The 19,130-nt window shown below is 43.9% G+C and carries 19 protein-coding genes; 13 read left to right on the top strand and 6 right to left on the bottom strand.

What is annotated here, in order from left to right:
• The first annotated feature begins 522 nt into the window (after positions 1-522).
• The 3 genes from MTR11_RS15925 to MTR11_RS15915 are packed head-to-tail and all read left to right on the top strand — an operon-like array spanning position 523 to position 4,220.
• Positions 523-1,878, top strand: coding sequence for a diguanylate cyclase domain-containing protein (locus MTR11_RS15925; RefSeq protein WP_167427295.1), 1,356 nt, complete (start codon positions 523-525; stop codon positions 1,876-1,878).
• Positions 1,865-3,181, top strand: coding sequence for a glycosyltransferase family 2 protein (locus tag MTR11_RS15920; protein ID WP_167427296.1), 1,317 nt, complete (start codon positions 1,865-1,867; stop codon positions 3,179-3,181). The genes MTR11_RS15925 and MTR11_RS15920 overlap by 14 nt, the downstream gene beginning before the upstream one ends.
• A 1-nt stretch (position 3,182) precedes the next feature.
• A complete protein-coding gene (locus MTR11_RS15915; protein ID WP_167427297.1) occupies positions 3,183-4,220 on the top strand; it encodes an HlyD family secretion protein in 1,038 nt (345 codons plus the stop codon).
• A 63-nt stretch (positions 4,221-4,283) separates the two neighbouring features.
• On the opposite strand, the gene MTR11_RS15910 is transcribed toward MTR11_RS15915, so the two are convergent.
• Positions 4,284-4,994, bottom strand: coding sequence for a biotin/lipoate A/B protein ligase family protein (locus tag MTR11_RS15910; protein WP_243328027.1), 711 nt, complete (start codon positions 4,992-4,994; stop codon positions 4,284-4,286).
• A gap of 195 nt (positions 4,995-5,189) precedes the next feature.
• On the opposite strand from MTR11_RS15910, the gene MTR11_RS15905 reads away from it, so the two are divergent.
• Positions 5,190-5,519, top strand: a complete 330-nt coding sequence (locus tag MTR11_RS15905) for a DUF4156 domain-containing protein (protein WP_005392758.1) — start codon at positions 5,190-5,192, stop codon at positions 5,517-5,519.
• A 103-nt stretch (positions 5,520-5,622) separates the two neighbouring features.
• Here the strand turns inward: MTR11_RS15905 and MTR11_RS15900 are convergent, their stop codons facing one another.
• On the bottom strand, positions 5,623-6,651 hold the full coding sequence (locus MTR11_RS15900) for a hypothetical protein (protein ID WP_243328026.1): 1,029 nt from the start codon (positions 6,649-6,651) through the stop codon (positions 5,623-5,625).
• A 412-nt stretch (positions 6,652-7,063) separates the two neighbouring features.
• Positions 7,064-8,212: a PLP-dependent aminotransferase family protein gene (locus MTR11_RS15895; protein ID WP_006741414.1), complete on the bottom strand. Its 1,149-nt coding sequence runs from the start codon at positions 8,210-8,212 to the stop codon at positions 7,064-7,066.
• A 125-nt stretch (positions 8,213-8,337) separates the two neighbouring features.
• On the opposite strand from MTR11_RS15895, the gene MTR11_RS15890 reads away from it, so the two are divergent.
• A complete protein-coding gene (locus MTR11_RS15890) occupies positions 8,338-9,207 on the top strand; it encodes an AraC family transcriptional regulator (protein WP_243328025.1) in 870 nt (289 codons plus the stop codon).
• Positions 9,208-9,321: 114 nt separating this feature from the next.
• Here MTR11_RS15890 and MTR11_RS15885 read toward each other — a convergent pair whose 3' ends face one another.
• Positions 9,322-10,359, bottom strand: coding sequence for a DUF4382 domain-containing protein (locus MTR11_RS15885; RefSeq protein WP_243328024.1), 1,038 nt, complete (start codon positions 10,357-10,359; stop codon positions 9,322-9,324).
• A gap of 232 nt (positions 10,360-10,591) precedes the next feature.
• Here MTR11_RS15885 and MTR11_RS15880 point away from each other — a divergent pair, with 232 nt between their 5' ends.
• On the top strand, positions 10,592-10,831 hold the full coding sequence (locus MTR11_RS15880; RefSeq protein ID WP_005392770.1) for a YdcH family protein: 240 nt from the start codon (positions 10,592-10,594) through the stop codon (positions 10,829-10,831).
• Between the two features lie 73 nt (positions 10,832-10,904).
• Here MTR11_RS15880 and MTR11_RS15875 read toward each other — a convergent pair whose 3' ends face one another.
• Positions 10,905-11,576: a cupin domain-containing protein gene (locus MTR11_RS15875; RefSeq protein WP_243328023.1), complete on the bottom strand. Its 672-nt coding sequence runs from the start codon at positions 11,574-11,576 to the stop codon at positions 10,905-10,907.
• A gap of 207 nt (positions 11,577-11,783) precedes the next feature.
• On the opposite strand from MTR11_RS15875, the gene MTR11_RS15870 reads away from it, so the two are divergent.
• The 5 genes from MTR11_RS15870 to MTR11_RS15850 all read left to right on the top strand — a co-directional run bounded on the left by MTR11_RS15870 (position 11,784) and on the right by MTR11_RS15850 (position 16,324).
• Positions 11,784-12,920 (top strand): hypothetical protein, encoded by a 1,137-nt coding sequence (locus MTR11_RS15870; RefSeq protein ID WP_182037169.1) that lies wholly within the window; start codon positions 11,784-11,786, stop codon positions 12,918-12,920.
• A complete protein-coding gene (locus MTR11_RS15865) occupies positions 12,910-13,836 on the top strand; it encodes a metal ABC transporter solute-binding protein, Zn/Mn family (RefSeq protein WP_243328022.1) in 927 nt (308 codons plus the stop codon). Before MTR11_RS15870 ends, MTR11_RS15865 begins: the two co-directional genes overlap by 11 nt.
• 3 nt (positions 13,837-13,839) lie before the next feature.
• A complete protein-coding gene (locus MTR11_RS15860) occupies positions 13,840-14,634 on the top strand; it encodes a metal ABC transporter permease (RefSeq protein WP_243328021.1) in 795 nt (264 codons plus the stop codon).
• Between the two features lie 300 nt (positions 14,635-14,934).
• Positions 14,935-15,654: a beta-ketoacyl-ACP reductase gene (locus tag MTR11_RS15855; RefSeq protein ID WP_104973466.1), complete on the top strand. Its 720-nt coding sequence runs from the start codon at positions 14,935-14,937 to the stop codon at positions 15,652-15,654.
• 325 nt (positions 15,655-15,979) lie between these two features.
• Positions 15,980-16,324 (top strand): hypothetical protein, encoded by a 345-nt coding sequence (locus tag MTR11_RS15850; RefSeq protein ID WP_243328020.1) that lies wholly within the window; start codon positions 15,980-15,982, stop codon positions 16,322-16,324.
• Between the two features lie 109 nt (positions 16,325-16,433).
• Here MTR11_RS15850 and MTR11_RS15845 read toward each other — a convergent pair whose 3' ends face one another.
• A complete protein-coding gene (locus MTR11_RS15845) occupies positions 16,434-16,778 on the bottom strand; it encodes a hypothetical protein (protein WP_053809279.1) in 345 nt (114 codons plus the stop codon).
• Between the two features lie 208 nt (positions 16,779-16,986).
• Here MTR11_RS15845 and MTR11_RS15840 point away from each other — a divergent pair, with 208 nt between their 5' ends.
• Both MTR11_RS15840 and MTR11_RS15830 read left to right on the top strand, forming a co-directional pair.
• Positions 16,987-17,127, top strand: coding sequence for a hypothetical protein (locus MTR11_RS15840; RefSeq protein ID WP_181869518.1), 141 nt, complete (start codon positions 16,987-16,989; stop codon positions 17,125-17,127).
• Between the two features lie 584 nt (positions 17,128-17,711).
• Entirely contained in the window at positions 17,712-19,085 is a 1,374-nt protein-coding gene (locus tag MTR11_RS15830) for a carbohydrate porin (RefSeq protein WP_243328121.1), read from the top strand.
• Positions 19,086-19,130 lie beyond the last annotated feature (45 nt).

The raw sequence follows: 19,130 nt of genomic DNA, 5'->3' as shown, positions 1-19,130 counted from the left end.
GTGTTACGTGTTCTTTCGGAAAAAACAGCGAGACAAATGGTGATTATTAATCACTCAAACGGCTTAAAAATACTTGTTTGATAAATAATCAGAATGATTGAATGTTATTCAGTGTTTTGCCACTCAATTTTAATGGAAATTAGTTAGTAAAGTATTACCAAGTCTCAGATTTGACACATGACGGTATGGTTAAATGCTGAGCAGAAAGGAATCGACTGATATAAAACAATGAGCTTGATGTGAATGCAAGGATCTCATTCAGCATCAAATCGCACTATTATCCCAGCTTGCTAACAAAAGGTTGTACTATGCGCTTTGCTATCCGATTTCTCTACTCACGGCCTCCTTCACACTTTATTCAGAGATCTTTCTGCTTTTACTGCCTGAGTTAAAGCTCTCTAAATATTTGTTCTATTGTTGTATTTAACGGTGGCAAGGCTTGTCTACCTAGAGTGCTTTGTTACTGCAAGTTCTATATTTCTGATGTTATGAATTAATTTTGTGGTTGTGAGAACTAATAAAATGTCGTCAATAAATAACAATTTCTACTGGGTTGGTGAACAGCCTGTCAGTGAGTTAGCTGAAGATATGGTTTTGGTTAATCATATTGATGAGGTGGCAACGGGACTCGGTGGCATGGTGTGTATTGCTTATCAAGATCCACACCAAATAGATACTGCTCTGAAAGCGTTTTATCAGGAGAAAGGGCGTTGGTCTTGGGCGGTTTATGTCTCCGTGGAAACCCCTTATTCTCGATGCGTTACCGACGGTGTATTTGAAGTTAGAGAATCAATAAAAATTTGGCGATCTATTCAAAATAAGCTCGATGCCATTGATGAACCGGAAGTGTTAGACCCTTTGATTGGTTGGCTTGGGGTCAATCGTCAGCGAAGAGTGACTGCTTTAAAAAGCTTAGAGTCTATGTCGGTTTATTCGTACCCAATCATCGATATGTTGTTTCCTGATATTTATTCGACTTATCGATACGTGCTCTCAGAGCAAGGTCGCGGAGTATTAGAAGCGGAAGTACTGATCGATAGAATTCGTGTTTGTTCTCATTGCAACAGCGGACACTTGAATTATGTAGAGGTGTGCCCGGATTGCAGCAGCATCGATATCGATTCTCAAAGCTCTTTGCACTGTTTCACTTGTGGCCATGTTGGTGAACAACACAGCTTTCAGCGCCGTGGAAAGCTTGAGTGCCCTAAATGTTTGACCCAGCTGCGCCATATCGGCGTTGATTATGATCGCCCGCTTGAAAACCACGTTTGTAATAGTTGCTCCAGTTTATTTGTTGAAGCTGCGACGATCAGTCAATGTTTAAGTTGTGGCTCAAAGATCAAAGTCGAAGAGCTTGTTGTCCGGAAAATTTACCAATATCGACTTGGTGAAGTGGGTGAATACATTTTCCAACACGGCAAGTCCATTCAAGCTCCTGAGCTCTCGATCAAAGGCAAAGTGGAAGTCAGCTTTTTCCAAAATTTGCTTGCATGGTTAAATAAAGTCGCGCTGAGACACAAAGAACAGCACCTTCTACTTGGACTGCATTTACCGACGATCGATGAATACGGTAAGCAATATGGCGATGCAAAATTATTCTCATTGATGGATCAACTGACGCGTCGTCTTAGCGGCTTGTTTAGAGATACCGATATCTGTTGTCAGTACAAACAGGATGTTTTGCTTGTCCTAATGCCAAATACGACCAACGCGAGCCTGTCCATTTTACAGCAAAAATTATCGGATCTGGGTGAACTTGTTGAAGACGAAGAGTTTGAGTTGGATGTCTTTGCTTGGGACCTGCCCGATCCGATCATTGAAGACGGTGTTTCTGTTTGGATGGAGTCGCTGATGGGTGAGATTTATGCTGCAAGATAGTCTCGTTCTGCTCGACTATCTTCGAGGCATGCTACTTCATAATGAAGAGTTATGGCTATTACTGTTTCCCGTCATGATCATTATCGAGCTACCTCTATATTTGCTGGTGCTAACAGGGATATTTCGTTGGTCATATGCGCAAGAAGACCGAGAATTAAAGCGGTTTCCTTCAGTGAGTTTCGTTATTACTTGTTATGGTGAAGGTGATGCGATTGGGATCACTATCGATACGTTAGTTGAGCAAGTTTACCCAGGTCATATTGAAGTACTTGCTGTGGTTGATGGGGCGGTACAAAACCAAGATACCTATCATGCCGCGTTAAATGGTGAGAAAAGGCATGCAGGCGTTCGTAATCGTAAAGTACGCGTGTTGCCAAAATGGCAACGAGGAGGCCGGGTTTCAACACTGAATGCCGGCTTATCAATGGCTAGCGGTGAAATCGTCATTAACGTGGATGGAGATACGTCTTTCGATAACGACATGGTCTTCACCATGATGAAACAGTTTGCGGATAAAAATGTGATTGCGAGCGGTGGTGCGTTAAGAGTTCGCAACCACAACGCCAACTTGTTGACCAAAATGCAATCCTTGGAGTACATGCTGTCGATGCAAGCCGGTAAAACGGGGATGGCGACATGGGGAGTGCTCAATAACATTTCTGGCGCCTTCGGAGCGTTTCGGAAGAACTTGCTTAAGCAAGTGGGGGGCTGGGATACGCATACCGCAGAAGATCTCGACTTAACCATGCGCTTGAAGCAATACAAACGTCGTTACCCTGATAATAAATTGGCTTTTTCGACGCACTCCATCGGCCATACTGATGTGCCAGATACGTTGAAAGGTTTGGTATTGCAGCGGCTGCGTTGGGATGGCGATTTATTGTTTTTGTTTTTGCGTAAACACAATGAAGGGTTGTCTCCACGGTTACTTGGTTGGGGAAACTTCTTATTCACTTTGGCTTATGGCGTGATTCAAAACGTTTTATTGCCGCTGCTTGTGGTGATATTTAGCGTGTACATGGTGATTGTCTATCCACTTAAATTTGTATTGGCGTTGATGCTAATGCTCTATTTTGTCTACCTCTTCTTATCTGCTCTGATTTTTGTTGTCTACATTGGGCTTGTATCAGAGAGAAAAAAAGAGGATTTGAAGTCAGCGAAATGGTTATTTCTTTACCCAGTCTACCAGTTTTTCATGCGTTTGATTACCGCTTTCTCAATGGTTAATGAAGTTGTGAGGAGAAGTCATGAAGAGTCGAGTATGGCACCTTGGTGGGTATTGAAGCGAGGTAAAAAGTTTTAGTATGAAAGTTAACTTTCACTTAGATAAGAAAAACAAACCGCAGTCTGAGAACGGGATGAAAGTCGTCTACGGACAGGCAAAGCGTGGCGGTTATCGTCTCCGTTGGTACTTGATTTTAGCGATTGTAATCAGTCCGCTTTTGTTTATGGCTTATTACTTGTTTAGAACGCAAGTGTTAGTGACGGCGCCTGCCATTATCACGTCACATCCACTTACGGTGACGGCAACTCGCTCTGCCATTGTTGGGCCAGTGCCTGTGAATGTCGGTACGGAAGTGAGTCAGGATCAAGCGCTGCTGTTGTTAAAAGATAATGCGTTGAATAAAGAGATTGATTTCATTAAAGATGAGCTGGTGAAACTGTCTAAAAATCAGGTGCAAAGTACTGATGAGCTATACAAAAGTGCTATTGAAAGCTCAGCCGAAGGCTTGAAGAAGGTTCGTGATATTCAGAAAAAATACGACCTTTACAGAAAGAAAGGGCAAGTGTCTGAGGTGGATTACGCGGCTATTGTGAGTGTGAATAACTCACTGAGTAATCAGTTAAGCAGTCAGAAAATTGCTTATGTGGATGCGATGCGTAACTTGGAAGAGTTAGAGTTGGCTGGTCCAGTGACACAAGAGTATCGTTCTTTAATGCGTGAGCTGGTAGTAAAGCGTGCTCAACAAGAAGATCTCACCTTCCGTTCTCCTATGAACGGTCGTGTACTCGATATTCATGTGCATGAGGGGCAAAATGTATCGGAAAATACGCCATTGCTCACGATTGCTCGCAACGTGACACCTGAAATTACGGCTTTTCTAAATCCTAAATACCTCGAATACAGCAATATGGAAACCAAAGCAAAAGTCGTATTTCCTGATGGTCGAAAGTTTAATGCGACGGTATCGAAGCCGGTTGAGGTTGTGAACAAATTGCCTTCGGAACTTCAAAGCCCATTTGAAGGGCAGCCTGCCTATTTAAAAGTCACACTGAGCTTTGATGAGCCGTTGGAAAAAAGTCGATGGATTGAAGGGGTCGAAGTGGAAGTTCGCTTTTAACGTTGGTTGATTGAGTAGGAAAGGAGCGAAAGCTCCTTTTCTTTTTTGGTTGTTAACGCGCCTTTAGTCGCCTTTAGCATGCATTAAAAACGCGCTAGTCAGTTGCTGAAAGAGTGAATCTATCGAGGGGCGGTCGGATATATGATTGAAGAGCGGTGTGTGGACATCGCCACGAATATCATCGCTGTGACCACAAAGCTGATTACACATTCGTACTGGTTCGACAATCTTCTCGACGTCGGTATCAATCAGAATGCATGCTTGTGACAATACCACTTGTCCGCCGCCTTTTTTAAGTAAAACACGCTGCGCGGTTCCCACGACTTTTTGCCCGCCAATGTTGAGGTTGTACTCGCCATCGCAGTAGGAATAAGGCGTAGCATGAACATCCACTTTCACGCCGAGCTGTTTAAAGAAAACCGTTAATATCGCACATAAATCGAGATACGCTTTCTTGATGTCGTAAGGCTCACCGTCTGGCCAGTGATAGATGTGGGATAGATTAATAATACCCGGTACTTGAGGGACGGGGGCACCACCAGTTTTACGGGAAAAGAGTTTCCAGCCAGACGCATTTAACGCATGTTCTAACTCGTTAGAAATAGGCCACTTTTTACCTGCGGGAAGCACGAGCGTCGGGCTTTTTACTTGCCAAAGTAATAGCACTTGCGAGAGTTGGTTGGACTGAACTTGTTTAATGAGCTCATCTTCTTTTTCAAATGCATCAGCGACTTCCGTAGCCGTATAGCGAATTAGCTTATTTTTAGAAACCACACTCTATCCCTCATCCGTATATTATCGCTACTGTTTTATCTTAGATACCATGTGATTACTAGCGGTATACGCTGCCTTTAGAGCTTTCTTCGCTTCCATTATTTCTATTTAAAGGGGCGATAGAAATATTTTGTTGGTCATCACATAAGCAATTCATAAAATCCGCCATCTAAATAATTTTTAGGCGATATGACTATGAAAAAGCGAGTGATGTGTCTTGCGTTAGCGGCATCATTGACGGGATGTGTGACGTTCCCGACCCAAGAATCTGAGCAAGTCCAAGTGCTTTGGGACAACGTGAATGCGATTGAAAACTGTGAGCTAATGGGAACGGTAATTGGCTCGGAAGGGCACTTTTATGATTATTGGCTGCACGCAGATAAAGACATGGTTTGGGGTACGTTAAACCAAATGCGCATCAAAGCGGCAGATTTGGGCGCAGATACATTGTATTTATATGAGCCGTTGGACTTCTCCACATCGGTTACCATGTTTGCCAATGCTTATAAGTGCAAACAGCCATAATTTTACTTTTCCGAAAGCAAAGACAGGCGAAATGTGCCTGTCTTTGCTCTTGCTGCCAAACAACAAGTTTACGTCTGTGCGCGTTGTGATGAGCACTTTTCAGCTAATTTACATTCGCTGTAGCCACAGCCGTCGTGTCAGAAAACGACAGCGTGAAGTCTTGTTCGGTATTTAATACTTTGGCTGGGAACTCCAAGCTTAACTGTGCGTGTGGTGCGACTTCTGAAGCGATACTGGTGACGAATTTTCGGGTTTCACCCGGAGAGATTGACAAGTTGTCTCCCCCTCGTGATGATAGCTCTGCGATCCCCATGGTTTCAAGCGTGTTACCCGCAGTATCTGCTAAGTTCAACAAAGACTCCGATTTATACACTAGCTCTCCGCTTTCGGTGCGATAGGCATTAAACGTGTTGAAGTTTGGCTGTAATGAACCTTGTGAACCGACGTTAGTGACGGAAAACGTCACATTAGAGCCATCAAAATTCTCGACTTTCACCAACACGTTACCGTCTTGGTAACGCGCTGCTGCGGCAGCACTGGCTTGCTGCTTCTGTCTCTGTTGTTCTTTCTCGATGTTGCTTAACTGTTCTTGCTCGCTAGCAATTCTATTTTCTGCCATGGCGTAAGATTGATCCACCATTGCTAACAAAGCGGGGATTGAATACAACGTGAGACCTTCCAAATGGTCAAAGTCGATTTTGGCATGCTGAGTAAGTTCGTGGTTCGAGAACTGGCAGTAACCATCAATCAAGCTAACAAATGCGACTTCAAAAGTACCTTGTAATCGGCTCACTTCCTGTGCGGCTTTTTCTAAATCTGAGCGTACTTTTCTGATCTCTTCCAATGTCTTTTGTGGCAAACGTCCATTGGGTGACACGTCGTTGGAAACCGAGACCAGTGCTTCGGTTACAAATGGATTGTTTTCGGCTGGAATCACTGTGGTGATGCGGTTGGATTTAGTGATGTCTTCGCCCAGTAAAACCATCATTTTTTGCGATACGGCGGTTGTGTTGCCCGCTAAAACATCACTACAGTTTGGAGACGTATTCGCATACGCGGCGAATGCGGTAAAAAGTGAAAAGATAACGGACCAGCCAGTGGCGACGAGTCCTGTCGTGGTTCGAGTGTTCATCCTGATAACCCCTCTGTCATTTGGTGCGATTCACTGACGTAATTGCCAATCAAAAGATTGGCTCGCGACATTCAGAATGGTTCTGGTCAATCCTTCGTAGTGGGTATGCCCGCAGATGCTTTCTAGTCGTTTTCTCAATCGCTAAGCCACGACTGAGTAAAGTGTCTGAAATTGAGAACATTAATGCTGCGAAGTTGATGTCTTTTGTTTGAAAGATAGACGTAACTTTTCTAACCATCAAATACGTGATTAGGTTCTCATTTTTATATGAGTGAGAGGATCAAGAGAAAACAGGCACTTACTGTAGAGAGTTGATTTGAGAGAAAAATATAAATTTTTTTGGGGAACTTTTTTGATGCTGCCTTTGAGACTTTTTCGAATCTCAAAGGCAAATTCTAACGCATGCGCTTAATTACAAAGCGTTGAGTACATCCGCAAGTCGAGTGACAGCAGTCGTCAGTTCTTCTGGTGTGGCATTGGTAAAGTTAAGACGCAGAGCGGCTTTTACCTTTGAACCTTCCGGATAAAATACCGGGCTAGGCACCACAGCAACCCAGTTTGCGAGAAGAGTCTTCGCAAGTTCGAAGGTGTCGCATTCTGGAATTTCGACCCATACAAACATGCCACCATCGACAGGTTTGAGTACGCAACTTTCTGGCAGCTGTTTTTGCAGCTCAGCAAACATGACATCGTAACGCGATTTGTAAAGCGCACAGATGGTTGAAATGTGCGTTTCGAAGTTGTCATGTTGCAGTAGACCATGCAGCAAAGCTTGCATAGGAATACTAGAGTGCAGATCGGCACCTTGTTTGATTTTGATGAGTGGCTCAAGGTAACTGCGTTTGCCCGTTACCACACCAATACGCAAGCCTGGAGAGGCGATTTTGGAGAATGAACGCAACACGATGGAGTGCTGCGGGCAGAAATCCGAAACCAGCGGTAGTGCTTCACCAGAAAAACGCAGCTCTCGGTATGGTGCGTCTTCAATGAATGCAACGTCGTATTGGATACAAAGCTCGGCAACTTTTTGGCGAGTCTCTAGCGCCCAGCATACGCCCGTTGGGTTGTGAAAATCGGGCACGGCGTAGAACATTTTTGGTTGCTGCGTGGCAAAACATTGCTCGAGTTCTTCAAGGTTTGGGCCACACTCGGTTTGCGAAACGGTCACGATGTTGGCTTGCACTAAACCGAATACTTGCATAGCACCAAGGTAGCTTGGCGCTTCCATCACCACTTTATCGCCCGGATTCACGTACGCACGCGCAATCAAATCTAGCCCTTGCTGAGAACCCGTTGTGATCATCGCCAAATGAGATTCTGGTAGCTGGTAATAATCGGTCAAAAAGTTAAGTAGCGGTGCGTAGCCTGCTGTTGCGCCATATTGAAACACCTCTGGCATGTTCGCGAGGTTTTCGAGCGTCGGTTTCATTAAGTCGATCGGGAAGGTTTTTTCGTCCGGTAAGCCACCCGCAAGAGAAATGACGTTCTTATCGCTCGCTGCTGCGAGGATTTCTCGGATGTAGGATGACTTAGTTTGTTGTAATGACTGTGCGATTTCCATGTGCTGTGCTTCTCGTAATTGTCTTTTTTTATGTCAGAAATAGTATAGGTAAATTGCCAAGCTTAGTGTGTCCATTTATGCTGTTAAACATGTCCATTTATGCTATTTGAGCGAAAGTTTACTCCGTGAGCCATCAACAAGTTTCCAGAATCAATGACGTGCTGTTTTACATTCATCAGGACATTAGCAGAGAGTTATCGGCTAAAGAGCTAGCAGATGTAGCAGCCTATTCTGAACAACACTTCCATCGTATTTTTAAAGATGTAGTGGGGGAGTCCATCCATCAATATATCCGCCGTACAAGAATGGAATACGCCGCCAACCAACTGATGTTTGATACCAGCTCATCGGTGTTAGATATTGCTAACAAGTGCGGCTTTAGCTCGGTATCTTCTTTTAGCCGAGCGTTTAAAGCGACGTTCGCTATGTCTCCCGGTGCGTGGCGAAAGCATGATTTACAAGTCGCAGAAAAGCCGTATTTGAAGGATCCGGAAGTGGCTGCGGGTTATCATCGGGTTGCGAAACGCGAGTTGCCAGAACCTAAAATTATGGAGGTCCCACAACGCTTTGCAGCGTATGTTCGACATGAGGGCTATAGCCGTTCCATTCGCAATGCGTGGCTGATTTTGAAAGCGTGGGCAAGTTCTGAGAATCGGGACTTTTCAGTTCAATACGGTTTGCATCACTCCAACCCTGCTTGGGTCGAACTCGACAAGTGTCGCTATGTGGCTTGTATGGATATTGATACGCCGCTCAAAGTGCGTGGCGTCGTGAATCAAATGACTATCCCAGGCGGTTTACATGCCGTCTTTCGCTTAACGGGAGTATATGGTGAGCTTCTTCCTCAACTGAGTATGGTATTAGAGAAGTGGTTGCCTAACTCTGGCTTTAAACAGCGTTCTACGCCCGCTTATGTCCATTATCATAAAAATCACTTTCTCAGCCATGATGAGGCGTTTGAGCTGGATTTCTATCTACCCATTAGCTTCTTCTAAGGATGAAAACGAACGTATTATCTTGTGAGTCGATTTGTGGTGAGCAAAGAGCTGACCAAGAACGCCATGAAGAAAAGGCAGAGCTTGTGCTGACTCTGCCATTTCTAGGGGATCTTAAAAGTTTGCGTCTGTATTAGTACCAACGGATACGTTAAGTCCGCTAGTTGATTGATAAATGCTGAAAGTTTCGCCAGCGACAATACCTTCTTCAGAATCGTCATTTGCCGTACAGGTATAACCGACCGAGTAAGTACCAGGTTCTACAAAACCGAATTCGTACTCGTAATTTGCATCATCAACGTCTTGAACCACGTTCGCTGCTGCGATTGGCATTGCTTGGCCTTCTGCGCCGGCAAATGGCCCCATGTTTTCTTCGGCGATATTTCCTTGATATAAGTAGACCGCGTGCGAATATCCATTTGCACTTGGGGTATCCGTTTCGCAGCTTTGATAGGTCAATGTTGCGACATCACCCTGAATCTCCCCCGTTGTAACCGTGTTAATTAAAGTGACGGAGGTGCGTTGAATGCTGTAGCCTTCGTTTTGGCCTGTTCCGTCTTTTAAGCCACGGCGCAGATCAAATTCAACTACGAACTCATTATTGTCAGGGTTGACTGCAAAGGTGTTGTTAAAGAACAGTACTCCAGAATCAGGATCCTTTCCGACACCTTGTGGGCAAGCCCCATCACCTTTGACGGTCAGTGGGATTTGATTTCCTGTCGCTTCGTCAATTACATACGATGGGTAGTTTGGATGATCGCCATCATTAGCAAACACGCAGAGTTTATAATTACCAGTTGGTATCAGTTCATCATCCACCAATTCTTGTGCGTCACTGCCTTGGAAGTTGAGTAAGTTAACACTTAGGGGGAGTGGATCTTCACCATCGGGAAGGGGGTTACCATCTTCGTCGACCAAATTGCCTTCTTCGTTTGTTTTATACACATCGAATACTTGTGGTGTGCCACCATCCAGAGGAAGAAATGCAACTTTGTTATATGTGATCACCACTTCTGATACGTCATCAATAGGGGCATCTGATACAGACAAAGTAACAGGAGTCATTGTACTGACAGAGTCACTGTCTGAATTACAGCCAATAAGTGCAACGGCTATTGATGCACTGATTAGGCCAATTTTCATGCTGTTCATTAGATGTACCTTTTTATGAGAAGTGTATTAAATGTAGCTTATTATTGACAAAATACAGAATAACAACGAGCGGAGTTACCGGGTCGAAAACAGTGACGAACCATCATTAAGACGTTCAGTAAAAGTGTGCTCAAATCGACGATATTGTGCTCAATGAAGTGCTATGGTTAAGAATGTGTCGCTCAAAAAATGAGCGGAGATATACATCAATAACTCTAGCCAAGAGGTCTCTATGTTAGGTGAAAATCACTCATTAACTCATGAATTCCCAGAACATTTGGATACCATTACTCAGCTTGCCGAAAACGATGCATCATTTGCTGAAACCGTTAAAAACTACAATGCTTTAGATAAGGAAATCCGCGTACTAGAACTGCAAGGAAGCCCGATTGATGATCACGAAATGAACGTGTTAAAACATAATCGAGCTGAGCTCAAAGATTGGCTCCACTCGAGAATTATGGGTTCTTAGCGACGCAATGATCATCGGCTCGTAAACTACGAGCCGATTTTAGTTTCAAGGGACGATGCCAAGTATTCCAACATTAGGATTGCTGAGCAGGAGCTTGGAGTGGCAGGTGGCCTGTTTTTACCCAAATGATCGTTTCTTGCTCTACAAAAGGAAAGTGCTCACTCATATGTGGACTGCGTATCCAAGAGTAGGGAGGATAGGTTCCTAGCTCGTCTTTAAACTCTCCCGATAACACAAAAATTTCTTCACCACCAAAGTGACGGTGTGGTTGAAACTTCTCGTCTTTCGGCCATTTAACCAATGCGACATGTTCATGCTCAAAATCATGCAATGGCATGACTTTCAGCCCACCAATGCCAGGTAACCAATTCGCTTCGTTCGTGTTGATGCGAACTGTTTCAAGATCATCAGAATTGAATTGATTTAGTTTAACTAAAATCACACAGCCTTCTTTGCTATAGGGCGCATGTTGACTTCCAGGAGGGTTACGCAAGTAGGTTCCAGCAGGGTAGTCACCATGTTCGTCAGAGAACACTCCTTCGAGCACTAATATTTCTTCTCCGTGAGGATGAGGATGAGTCGAAAAGTGCGAGTTTGGCTCATACTTCACTAAGCTGGTGGTGTGCCCTGATTCTTTGGCTTCTCTTTCCAAAGGTTTACGCCACACGCCTTTGGAAGGGCTGGCGATCCACTCCTGTTCACCTGTTTCTATCACGATTCTTTTCGAGAAATCCATATTCAACATACTGAAATTCCGTTACTTATCTAATGATTGACTCTCAATAGTATACGTATAAAAAACATCAATTGATTCACTTGTTGATAGTCGAAATCAGGGATTGGATACGAGCTAGCAGTCGGAACCGAGTTAAATTTCTGCTTGTGTAATGATAATTGTTATATTATAACATCGCAAAATTAAATGTTATAACATAACAAAAGGAAAGAAGTAGTGAATAAGAAATTGGTTTCTCTCGCGATCGGTAGCATTTTTGCGTCCCCTGTTTTTGCCGATACATTATCGAACCCACAGATTGGTGTTGTTGTTGATGGCTACTACCAAGATGGTCAACGTCATAATTCTGAGCGCGAAGAAGGTTTTGGTCTAGGTCATACGGAATTGAACTTATCATCAAATATTGACGACAAGTTTCACGGTGCGTTGACCGCTGTTCTTGAAAGTCATGGCGATGAGACAGAATTAGAGCTTGAAGAAGCATTCATCGAAACTTTGGCATTGCCATACGGTGTAAACGTGCGCGCGGGCCGATTCCTATCTGACTTCGGTTACCTCAACAATCAACACATGCACACTGACAGTTTCGTTGAACGCCCAATTGCTTATCGTACTTTCCTTGGTTCGCATTACTATGATGACGGTGTACGCGCAAACATCGTTCTGCCAACCGATCTTTACGTGAAGTTTGGTGTAGAAGCATTAAGCGGCAACAAGATGTCTTCTGTTGAAGATGGCTCTAAAGTTGGTGTTTACACGACAACGATGAAGCTTGGTAATGATTTCTCTGAATCTTCCAGTTGGCAGTTTGGTTTAAGTTATCTGCGTAACGAAAACGGCAAAGTTAAAGAATTTGAAGATCACGACCATGGTCACGAAGAAGAACATGACCACAGCCACGCTGCGGCTGTAACGGGTGCGAACCTATACGGCGCAGATTTTGTGTGGAAGTGGGCACCAGATGGTAACTACAAGTACAGCAACTTCACGCTATCTGCGGAATACATGTTGTTAGACGGTGTAGTAGACAGCAAATACAAGAACGATGCAGAGTCACCAGACAACCTAAGCGCATACTATGTTTCGGGCGTTTACCGATTCAACCCAAGCTGGTCTACAGGCCTACGTTACGGCGAAGCAGAAAGCTATGATGGCCACGCACACGGCGATCATATGCACTTCACTGCACTGAATGATAAAGAGATGGATGCGATGATCGCATGGGATTCTTCTCATTTCGGTACGATCCGTGCGCAATACACTCGCATTGATAACCAAGACAGCGAAACAGACAACGTGTTTACTCTGCAATACGTGATGACATTTGGAGCGCACGGTGCACATGCGTTCTAAACTTGCGATAAGTAAATGCAGTTTAGTGATGATGGCGGCGGGATCTGCCATCATCTCTTCGCCTGCTTTGGCTCTCAACATTTTCGTTTGTGAGCCTGAATGGAAAGCTTTTCTTGAAAGTCATGCCCCAAACGCCACCATTTACTCAGCAACCACGGCTAAGCAAGATCCGCATTATGTTCAAGCTCGTCCGTCTTTAATTGCCAAGATGCGCCAAGCTGATATGGCGATGTGCTCTGGCGCTGAGTTGGAGGTAGGTTGGTTGCCGATGCTTCAAACTAGAAGTGGCAATAGTGCTGTTCAAAATGGTGCTCAAAGCATGATTTATGCGACCGATTTCGTGCGTATGTTGGACTCTCATGATCATGTTGACCGCAGCATGGGGGACATTCATGCGCACGGAAATCCACATGTTCAGTTTGCGGCAAATGACATGATTCCATTATCTCGTAAAGTAACTGAGCGCTTAAAAGCGATTGATCCCGACAACGCGCAAAGTTACCAAGTGAATGGTATGAAGTTTCGCGCGCAGTGGCAAAAAAAGCTCAATGAATGGAATGAGAAAGGCGCGGCTTTAAAGGGTAAGCAAGTTGTCGGTTATCACGCGACGTATCGTTATTTGTACGATTGGCTCGGAATGAAGCAGATTGCCGATCTCGAACCTAAACCGGGCATTTCACCGACCACATCTCACCTGCAATCACTTACCAAGTTAGATGCCGACAGTTTTGATGCGATTGTTTACTCCTCTCATCAGGATCAGCGTCCAGCGAACTGGTTGCAGGAGCATACTGACAAACCTGTGATTCAACTACCATTGACCGTTTCTGAGGGTGAAAGCTTGGATGAGATGTACGATCAGGTCATTGATGATTTACTGGATGTGTTAGTGCCACCCGTTCCAGTGAAGATCTAAGTCATGGCAGATTATGCATGGCTTTTACCTGCGGTTTTGTGTGGCTTAATTGCGTTAGTTGGCAACATCGTTCTGGGGCAACAAGTTCTTAATCGTCAGATCATCTTTATAGATTTGGCGGTGGCGCAAGTTGCGGCATTGGGGGCAGCACTAAGCCACTACTGGTTGAGCCAATACGCGCTGTTCTCAGGCTCATTCTTTGGTGAAATGATTGGCCCTTGGGTTATGTCTTTGGTGCTTTGCGGTTTGATTGCCTTAATGGAGAAACGATACCAGCAACATTTAGAGCCCATGATTGGCAGCTTGTTTGTGGTGTCTGCATCGCTGGCGATCCTGCTGGTGAGCAAAGACCCACACGGCGGAGACTTTATTCAAGGCATTCTTAATGGGCAACTGTTATGGGCGACTTGGGCAGACGTTTGGCCTTTGGCACTCATTACCGCTGCGATGTTGCTATTGGTTTGGTTAAAACCTGCGTTTATGTGTGGTAGTGGTTTTTATCTGATCTTTGCTATCCTGATGCCCATTACGGTCAAGTTAACCGGCATTTATTTAGAATTTGCTTTGTTGGTTATTCCGGCTTTATGTGCGGCAGCATTGAAGGGAACTCGATTCTTTGTCGCCAGTATCAGCATCGGTATTGTTGGGATTTTATCGGGTATTGCCGCATCGGCTCGCTACGACTTACCAAGTGGTGCGAGTATTGTGATCACCCTGTTTATTACTGGAATGTTGTTTAATCTTTTGCTTCAACCTTTTCTGGTGAAAATAACAAAACCAGCTTTTGTAAGAGATTAAGAGACAAGTAATATTGGTCTGATGAAGTAGTATTTGAGTCATCAGATCAATACTTTTCTATCCAAGTCCTCCAATCGTGTAACTTTGCTCCTTCCAACACACTTTCTTAAGTTGATCTTGCCATAGTCATCAAGTTGCCTTGATTAGTTCACATCCGACTCCCAGACTGTTTCTATAGTTTTTATAAGATATAAAAGACCCTGCGTATGAGAAGCGCAGCTGTAGCGCGACTAGGCACAAAAACAAAAAACGCTAGGGATACAAGCGAATTTGTACTCTCAACATTTAAGGAAGACCAAGATGAAAGACGAAAAAGTCGCCGTCGTTACAGGGGCTGCTCGCGGTATAGGGCAGGCCATTTGCGAACAATTACTCGAAGATGGATTTCACGTCGTGGGGCTAGATATCTCGCCTGTGGAGTGGAGTCAGTCGCCAAACCTTTCAAGTTATCAAGTGAATCTCTGTGAGGCCGCAGCGGTAAGTGAAGTGGTCGACAGCATCGTCGCGAAACATCAACGCATTGATGTTCTGGTCAACAACGCCGGGATAACGAGAGATGCACTGCTGCCAGACATGTTAGAGCAAGACTGGGACAGCGTTATCGACGTGAACCTAAAGGCGGTGTTTTTACTCACCCAGCGAGTTGCACCTGTCATGCTAGAGCAAGGCGCAGGCAGTATTGTCAGTATTTCGTCTATCGTGGGAACGGATGGCAATATTGGTCAAAGTAATTATGGCGCGAGTAAAGGTGGCGTGATAGCGATGAGCAAAGGCTGGGCGAAAGAGTTCGCAAGAAAAGGCGCTCAAATCCGAGTCAACTGTGTTGCTCCAGGTTTTATCGCTACCGACATGACAAAGAGCTTGCCTGAAAAAGTCATTCAAATGATGGAAAGTAAAACGCCTCTGGGACGCATGGGCTCGGCGCAAGACATTGCCAATGGCGTTGCGTTTCTAGCGTCTGATAAAAGTGCGTTTATAACCGGACAAGTGCTCAAGATTGATGGTGGGTTGGTGTTATAGCTCGCTAATCAAAATCTCAAATAACAAACGCCCTTTACTTATGTGAAGGGCGTTTTTGTTGGGTAACGTTAATTGCGCTGCTGGCGCGTTTTTGCCCCATTCCAATTTAGCTCGTTTTATCGCAACTTTCTTTATAAAATTACTGTATATACAGACAGCGTTTGTTACAAATCTCGACGTAATTGTTTTTAACTTTCTAGAACAACTTAACCCAAAAAAATAAGGAATAAAAATGCTCGAAGAAGTTTTTAAAACCGTTAAAAATGACCTATCTGAAATAGGATGATGTGATTGGTATTAGTATTAGCTTTGCTGAAAAGTAGAGATGGTGAAAGCTAAGTGCTCAGTTTCAGGTGAAGAGGCAGATGCAGAGTTTTTGCGCCTTATGGAGCTATTCCGTAAGATCGGGAATCGTAATATTTATGGCAACAACTGTACTATATTTAGACCGCCTTCAGGCTTTAGATTTACCGATGAAGTAGCTTATACTTACTATCACATGTATGAGGGTGCTCTTAAGGTATTCGAAGCTTTGAGCCTTCTAGAAGCGTTTTTTAACGCTAGTCTAGAGTACGCAGTTGGCGGTGGTCCAACGAGCATGATTCGATGGATTCTCGAAGTTGGCCGCGCTATTGCCATGCAAGAAATTGAGAACCAAATGATGTTCTGAATCCTACGCTAACTTACCTAGCAAATCAGTCATATCAAAGCCCTCTGACAACAGCATATATCTTTGGTTAACAAACTAGGAAAAAGTGGGTGTGTTAACACTAACTTTTTTAACAGGTTTCATTCAAAAGTACCTTGTAGTATTTCGGTAAGAACAACTCACCTTTTTGCCATTCTAATTGAACGTGTTGGCATCGGCCTTGGTAAAGATAGTTACCGTCGGCGTAGATTGACTTGCCTTTATCTATCACCTGATTAAGGAGCACAGCTTCTTCTATTTTATCGTCCACTCTGATTTTTGTTTGCAAGTCCCTATCATCATCTATTGCTATCGTCAGAATCCTATTTTTGGCGCTGAACTCTACAGATCTAAGATTATTAATTTTGTCTTCATCGCCACTGGTGTAAAAGTAGAACGCTACTGCAATTAAACCCAGAATAACAAATATTTTCATTTCATCCCCATAATTAATGCGTTGTATAATCAGCTATTTTAACACGTTGTTTTAGAGAGAAAAATTGATTGAAACGGCAGTCTTGTTGGAGTATTCAATAAAGAAAGATGTTTCAAAGGCCTTAGTAGAGTAAGAGAAGTTTCTTCACGTTAGGGCGTTTGACTCTAACGATCGTAAAGAGGTTGAAGACGGGGCTGCTGAAGATTACATGAAGGCAAACCAAATGGAGCCAGTCGAAGTTGCGGTATACGATGTGATTTTTCCTGTACCTACAGACAGCACAATGCCACCAACAATGCTACTAATTAGTTCAAGTTATAAGGTACTAAATAACAAGTGGTTGCATTAAATTAGCACATAACAAAGCATTTAGAGTGATTTGCAACGCGTGGCATTTTCACTATACATTGGTTTTAGTGGTTGAGGTGTTATGCGGCAGCATCAGTATTGCGTTGATCACCTCAACAGGGCGTTAAAAGCCTTTTATGTCGTTTGAACCAAGGTATCGAGATCCGCTTCGCTCTTAGTCACTTTCAAGCTTAGCCGCTGATCTTCTAGAGGTGCGTCGTCACCAAGTAGATTGGGGAAGTGAGTGATTATCATTCCCTCAAGCGAACATCAAATTCCCATTCACAACCTGATATCTTCAAACTAATTCCGCTAGAACGAATAATTTAACTGTGCGCTGGTTAATGATTTTTATGTAAGTAACACAATTGAACGTGATAGAAGTAACAAATTCGCTTCCTTGCGGTAACGTTCCCGAAAATTTTATATATTATCGCCCCATTGACAAAAGTGGTAGAGACGCTCTGTATCTGAGCGCTCTGAAATTCAGGCTTTAGATGGACATTTAAAGTCACCATAAGTTTGCAATTTTTCTTGGGAACGTTTGCAAATAACCTAAGTATAAATTTACGTGAGACTATGGAAATGAAACTACACACTTTGACGATGGCAGTAGCGCTTGGGCTGGTTACTGCACCTGCATTCGCAACAACAGATGTTGACGCTCTTGAAAAGCGAATTAATGAATTAGAACAGAGACTTGAACAGACAGAAAAAGTATCCACAGAAGCAAATGAGAAAGCCTCAAGCTTTGAGTTTCATGGCTACGCTCGTTCCGGGCTGCTCATTAATGATGATCTGAATGGTGCAGTGGGTACTGGTCCTTACATGACGGCAGCTGGTGCTATTGGCGCGCCAATTGGACGATTAGGGGTTGAGGATGATCATTATGTGGAAGCAAACCTTATTCACAAACGCTTTGCAGATGATGGTTCCAGCGCATTGTTCCGAATCATGTTGGCAGATAGTACGGAAACCAATAACGAATGGACAGCGAGTGAGAGTCAATTAAACGTTCGTCAGGTATATGCTGAGCTAAACAAGTTGAGCATGTTCTCTGAATCAAGTGCGTTTGCTGACGCAACGTTTTGGGCAGGTAAACGATTTGACCGTGATAACTTTGACATTCACTTCTTTGACTCGGATATCGTTTTCCTATCTGGTACTGGTGCTGGCGTGTATGACGTCCAAATGAACGATTCATGGAAAGCAAACTTCTCGATCTATGGTCGTGATTTTGGTGAGATTGATAGCTCGTCAACTGATGTTGAAAACTATATCGCGACAATGAACAACCGCTTTGGTAATTGGCAATTGATGCTGAGCGGCATGACGTCAGCTGATAACAATGATCGTGTAGAAGGAGCTGCGGACAAAGGTTTACATGCGATGTTTGCTTACCATGGCGATAACTTCTTTGGCATGAGTGAAGGCTTCTCTAAAACTGGTATTTTGGTGGGTGATGGACTGGGTGCAGAACTTAAAGGCATTGGTTCAAACGGTGATTTGCTAGAAGACGCAAAAGCCGTACGTTTGTTCAGTTATGGTGTAACACGCATCGGCGACAACTGGCGTGTAGCACCTGCGTTGCTAGCAGAACACAGCCAAGATCGCTTTGCTAAAAATGATGAATTTATGTGGGCATCGTTCAACATCCGCTTAGCACAAGAGTTTACGCAAAACTTTGAGATGGTTTATGAAGGCTCATACCAATACATGGACCTAGACAATGCGATTGATAAAGCAAGTGGCAGTTTTTACAAAGCGACAATTGCACCAACGCTTAAGATGTCTACCGCAGCAGGTTTCTTTGACCGTCCGGAGCTACGTTTTGCAGTTAGCTACGTTGATTGGAGCGAAGACTTGAATGGCTACTCGATTAGCCAGGATGCGGGCGCTGCAACGATGGGTGATGGTGGTGAAGTTCTGTTTGCACTGCAAATGGAAACTTGGTTCTAAAGGGCTCTAACCGACAAAGAGTAATAAGAAAAGCGCCAACTGATT

Source organism: Vibrio sp. CCB-PB317 (genome assembly GCF_022808245.1).
Classification (GTDB): Bacteria; Pseudomonadota; Gammaproteobacteria; order Enterobacterales; family Vibrionaceae; genus Vibrio; species Vibrio diabolicus.
The sequence above is the reverse complement of the archived record's forward strand: the minus strand, read 5'-3'. Positions and strand labels throughout refer to the sequence as shown.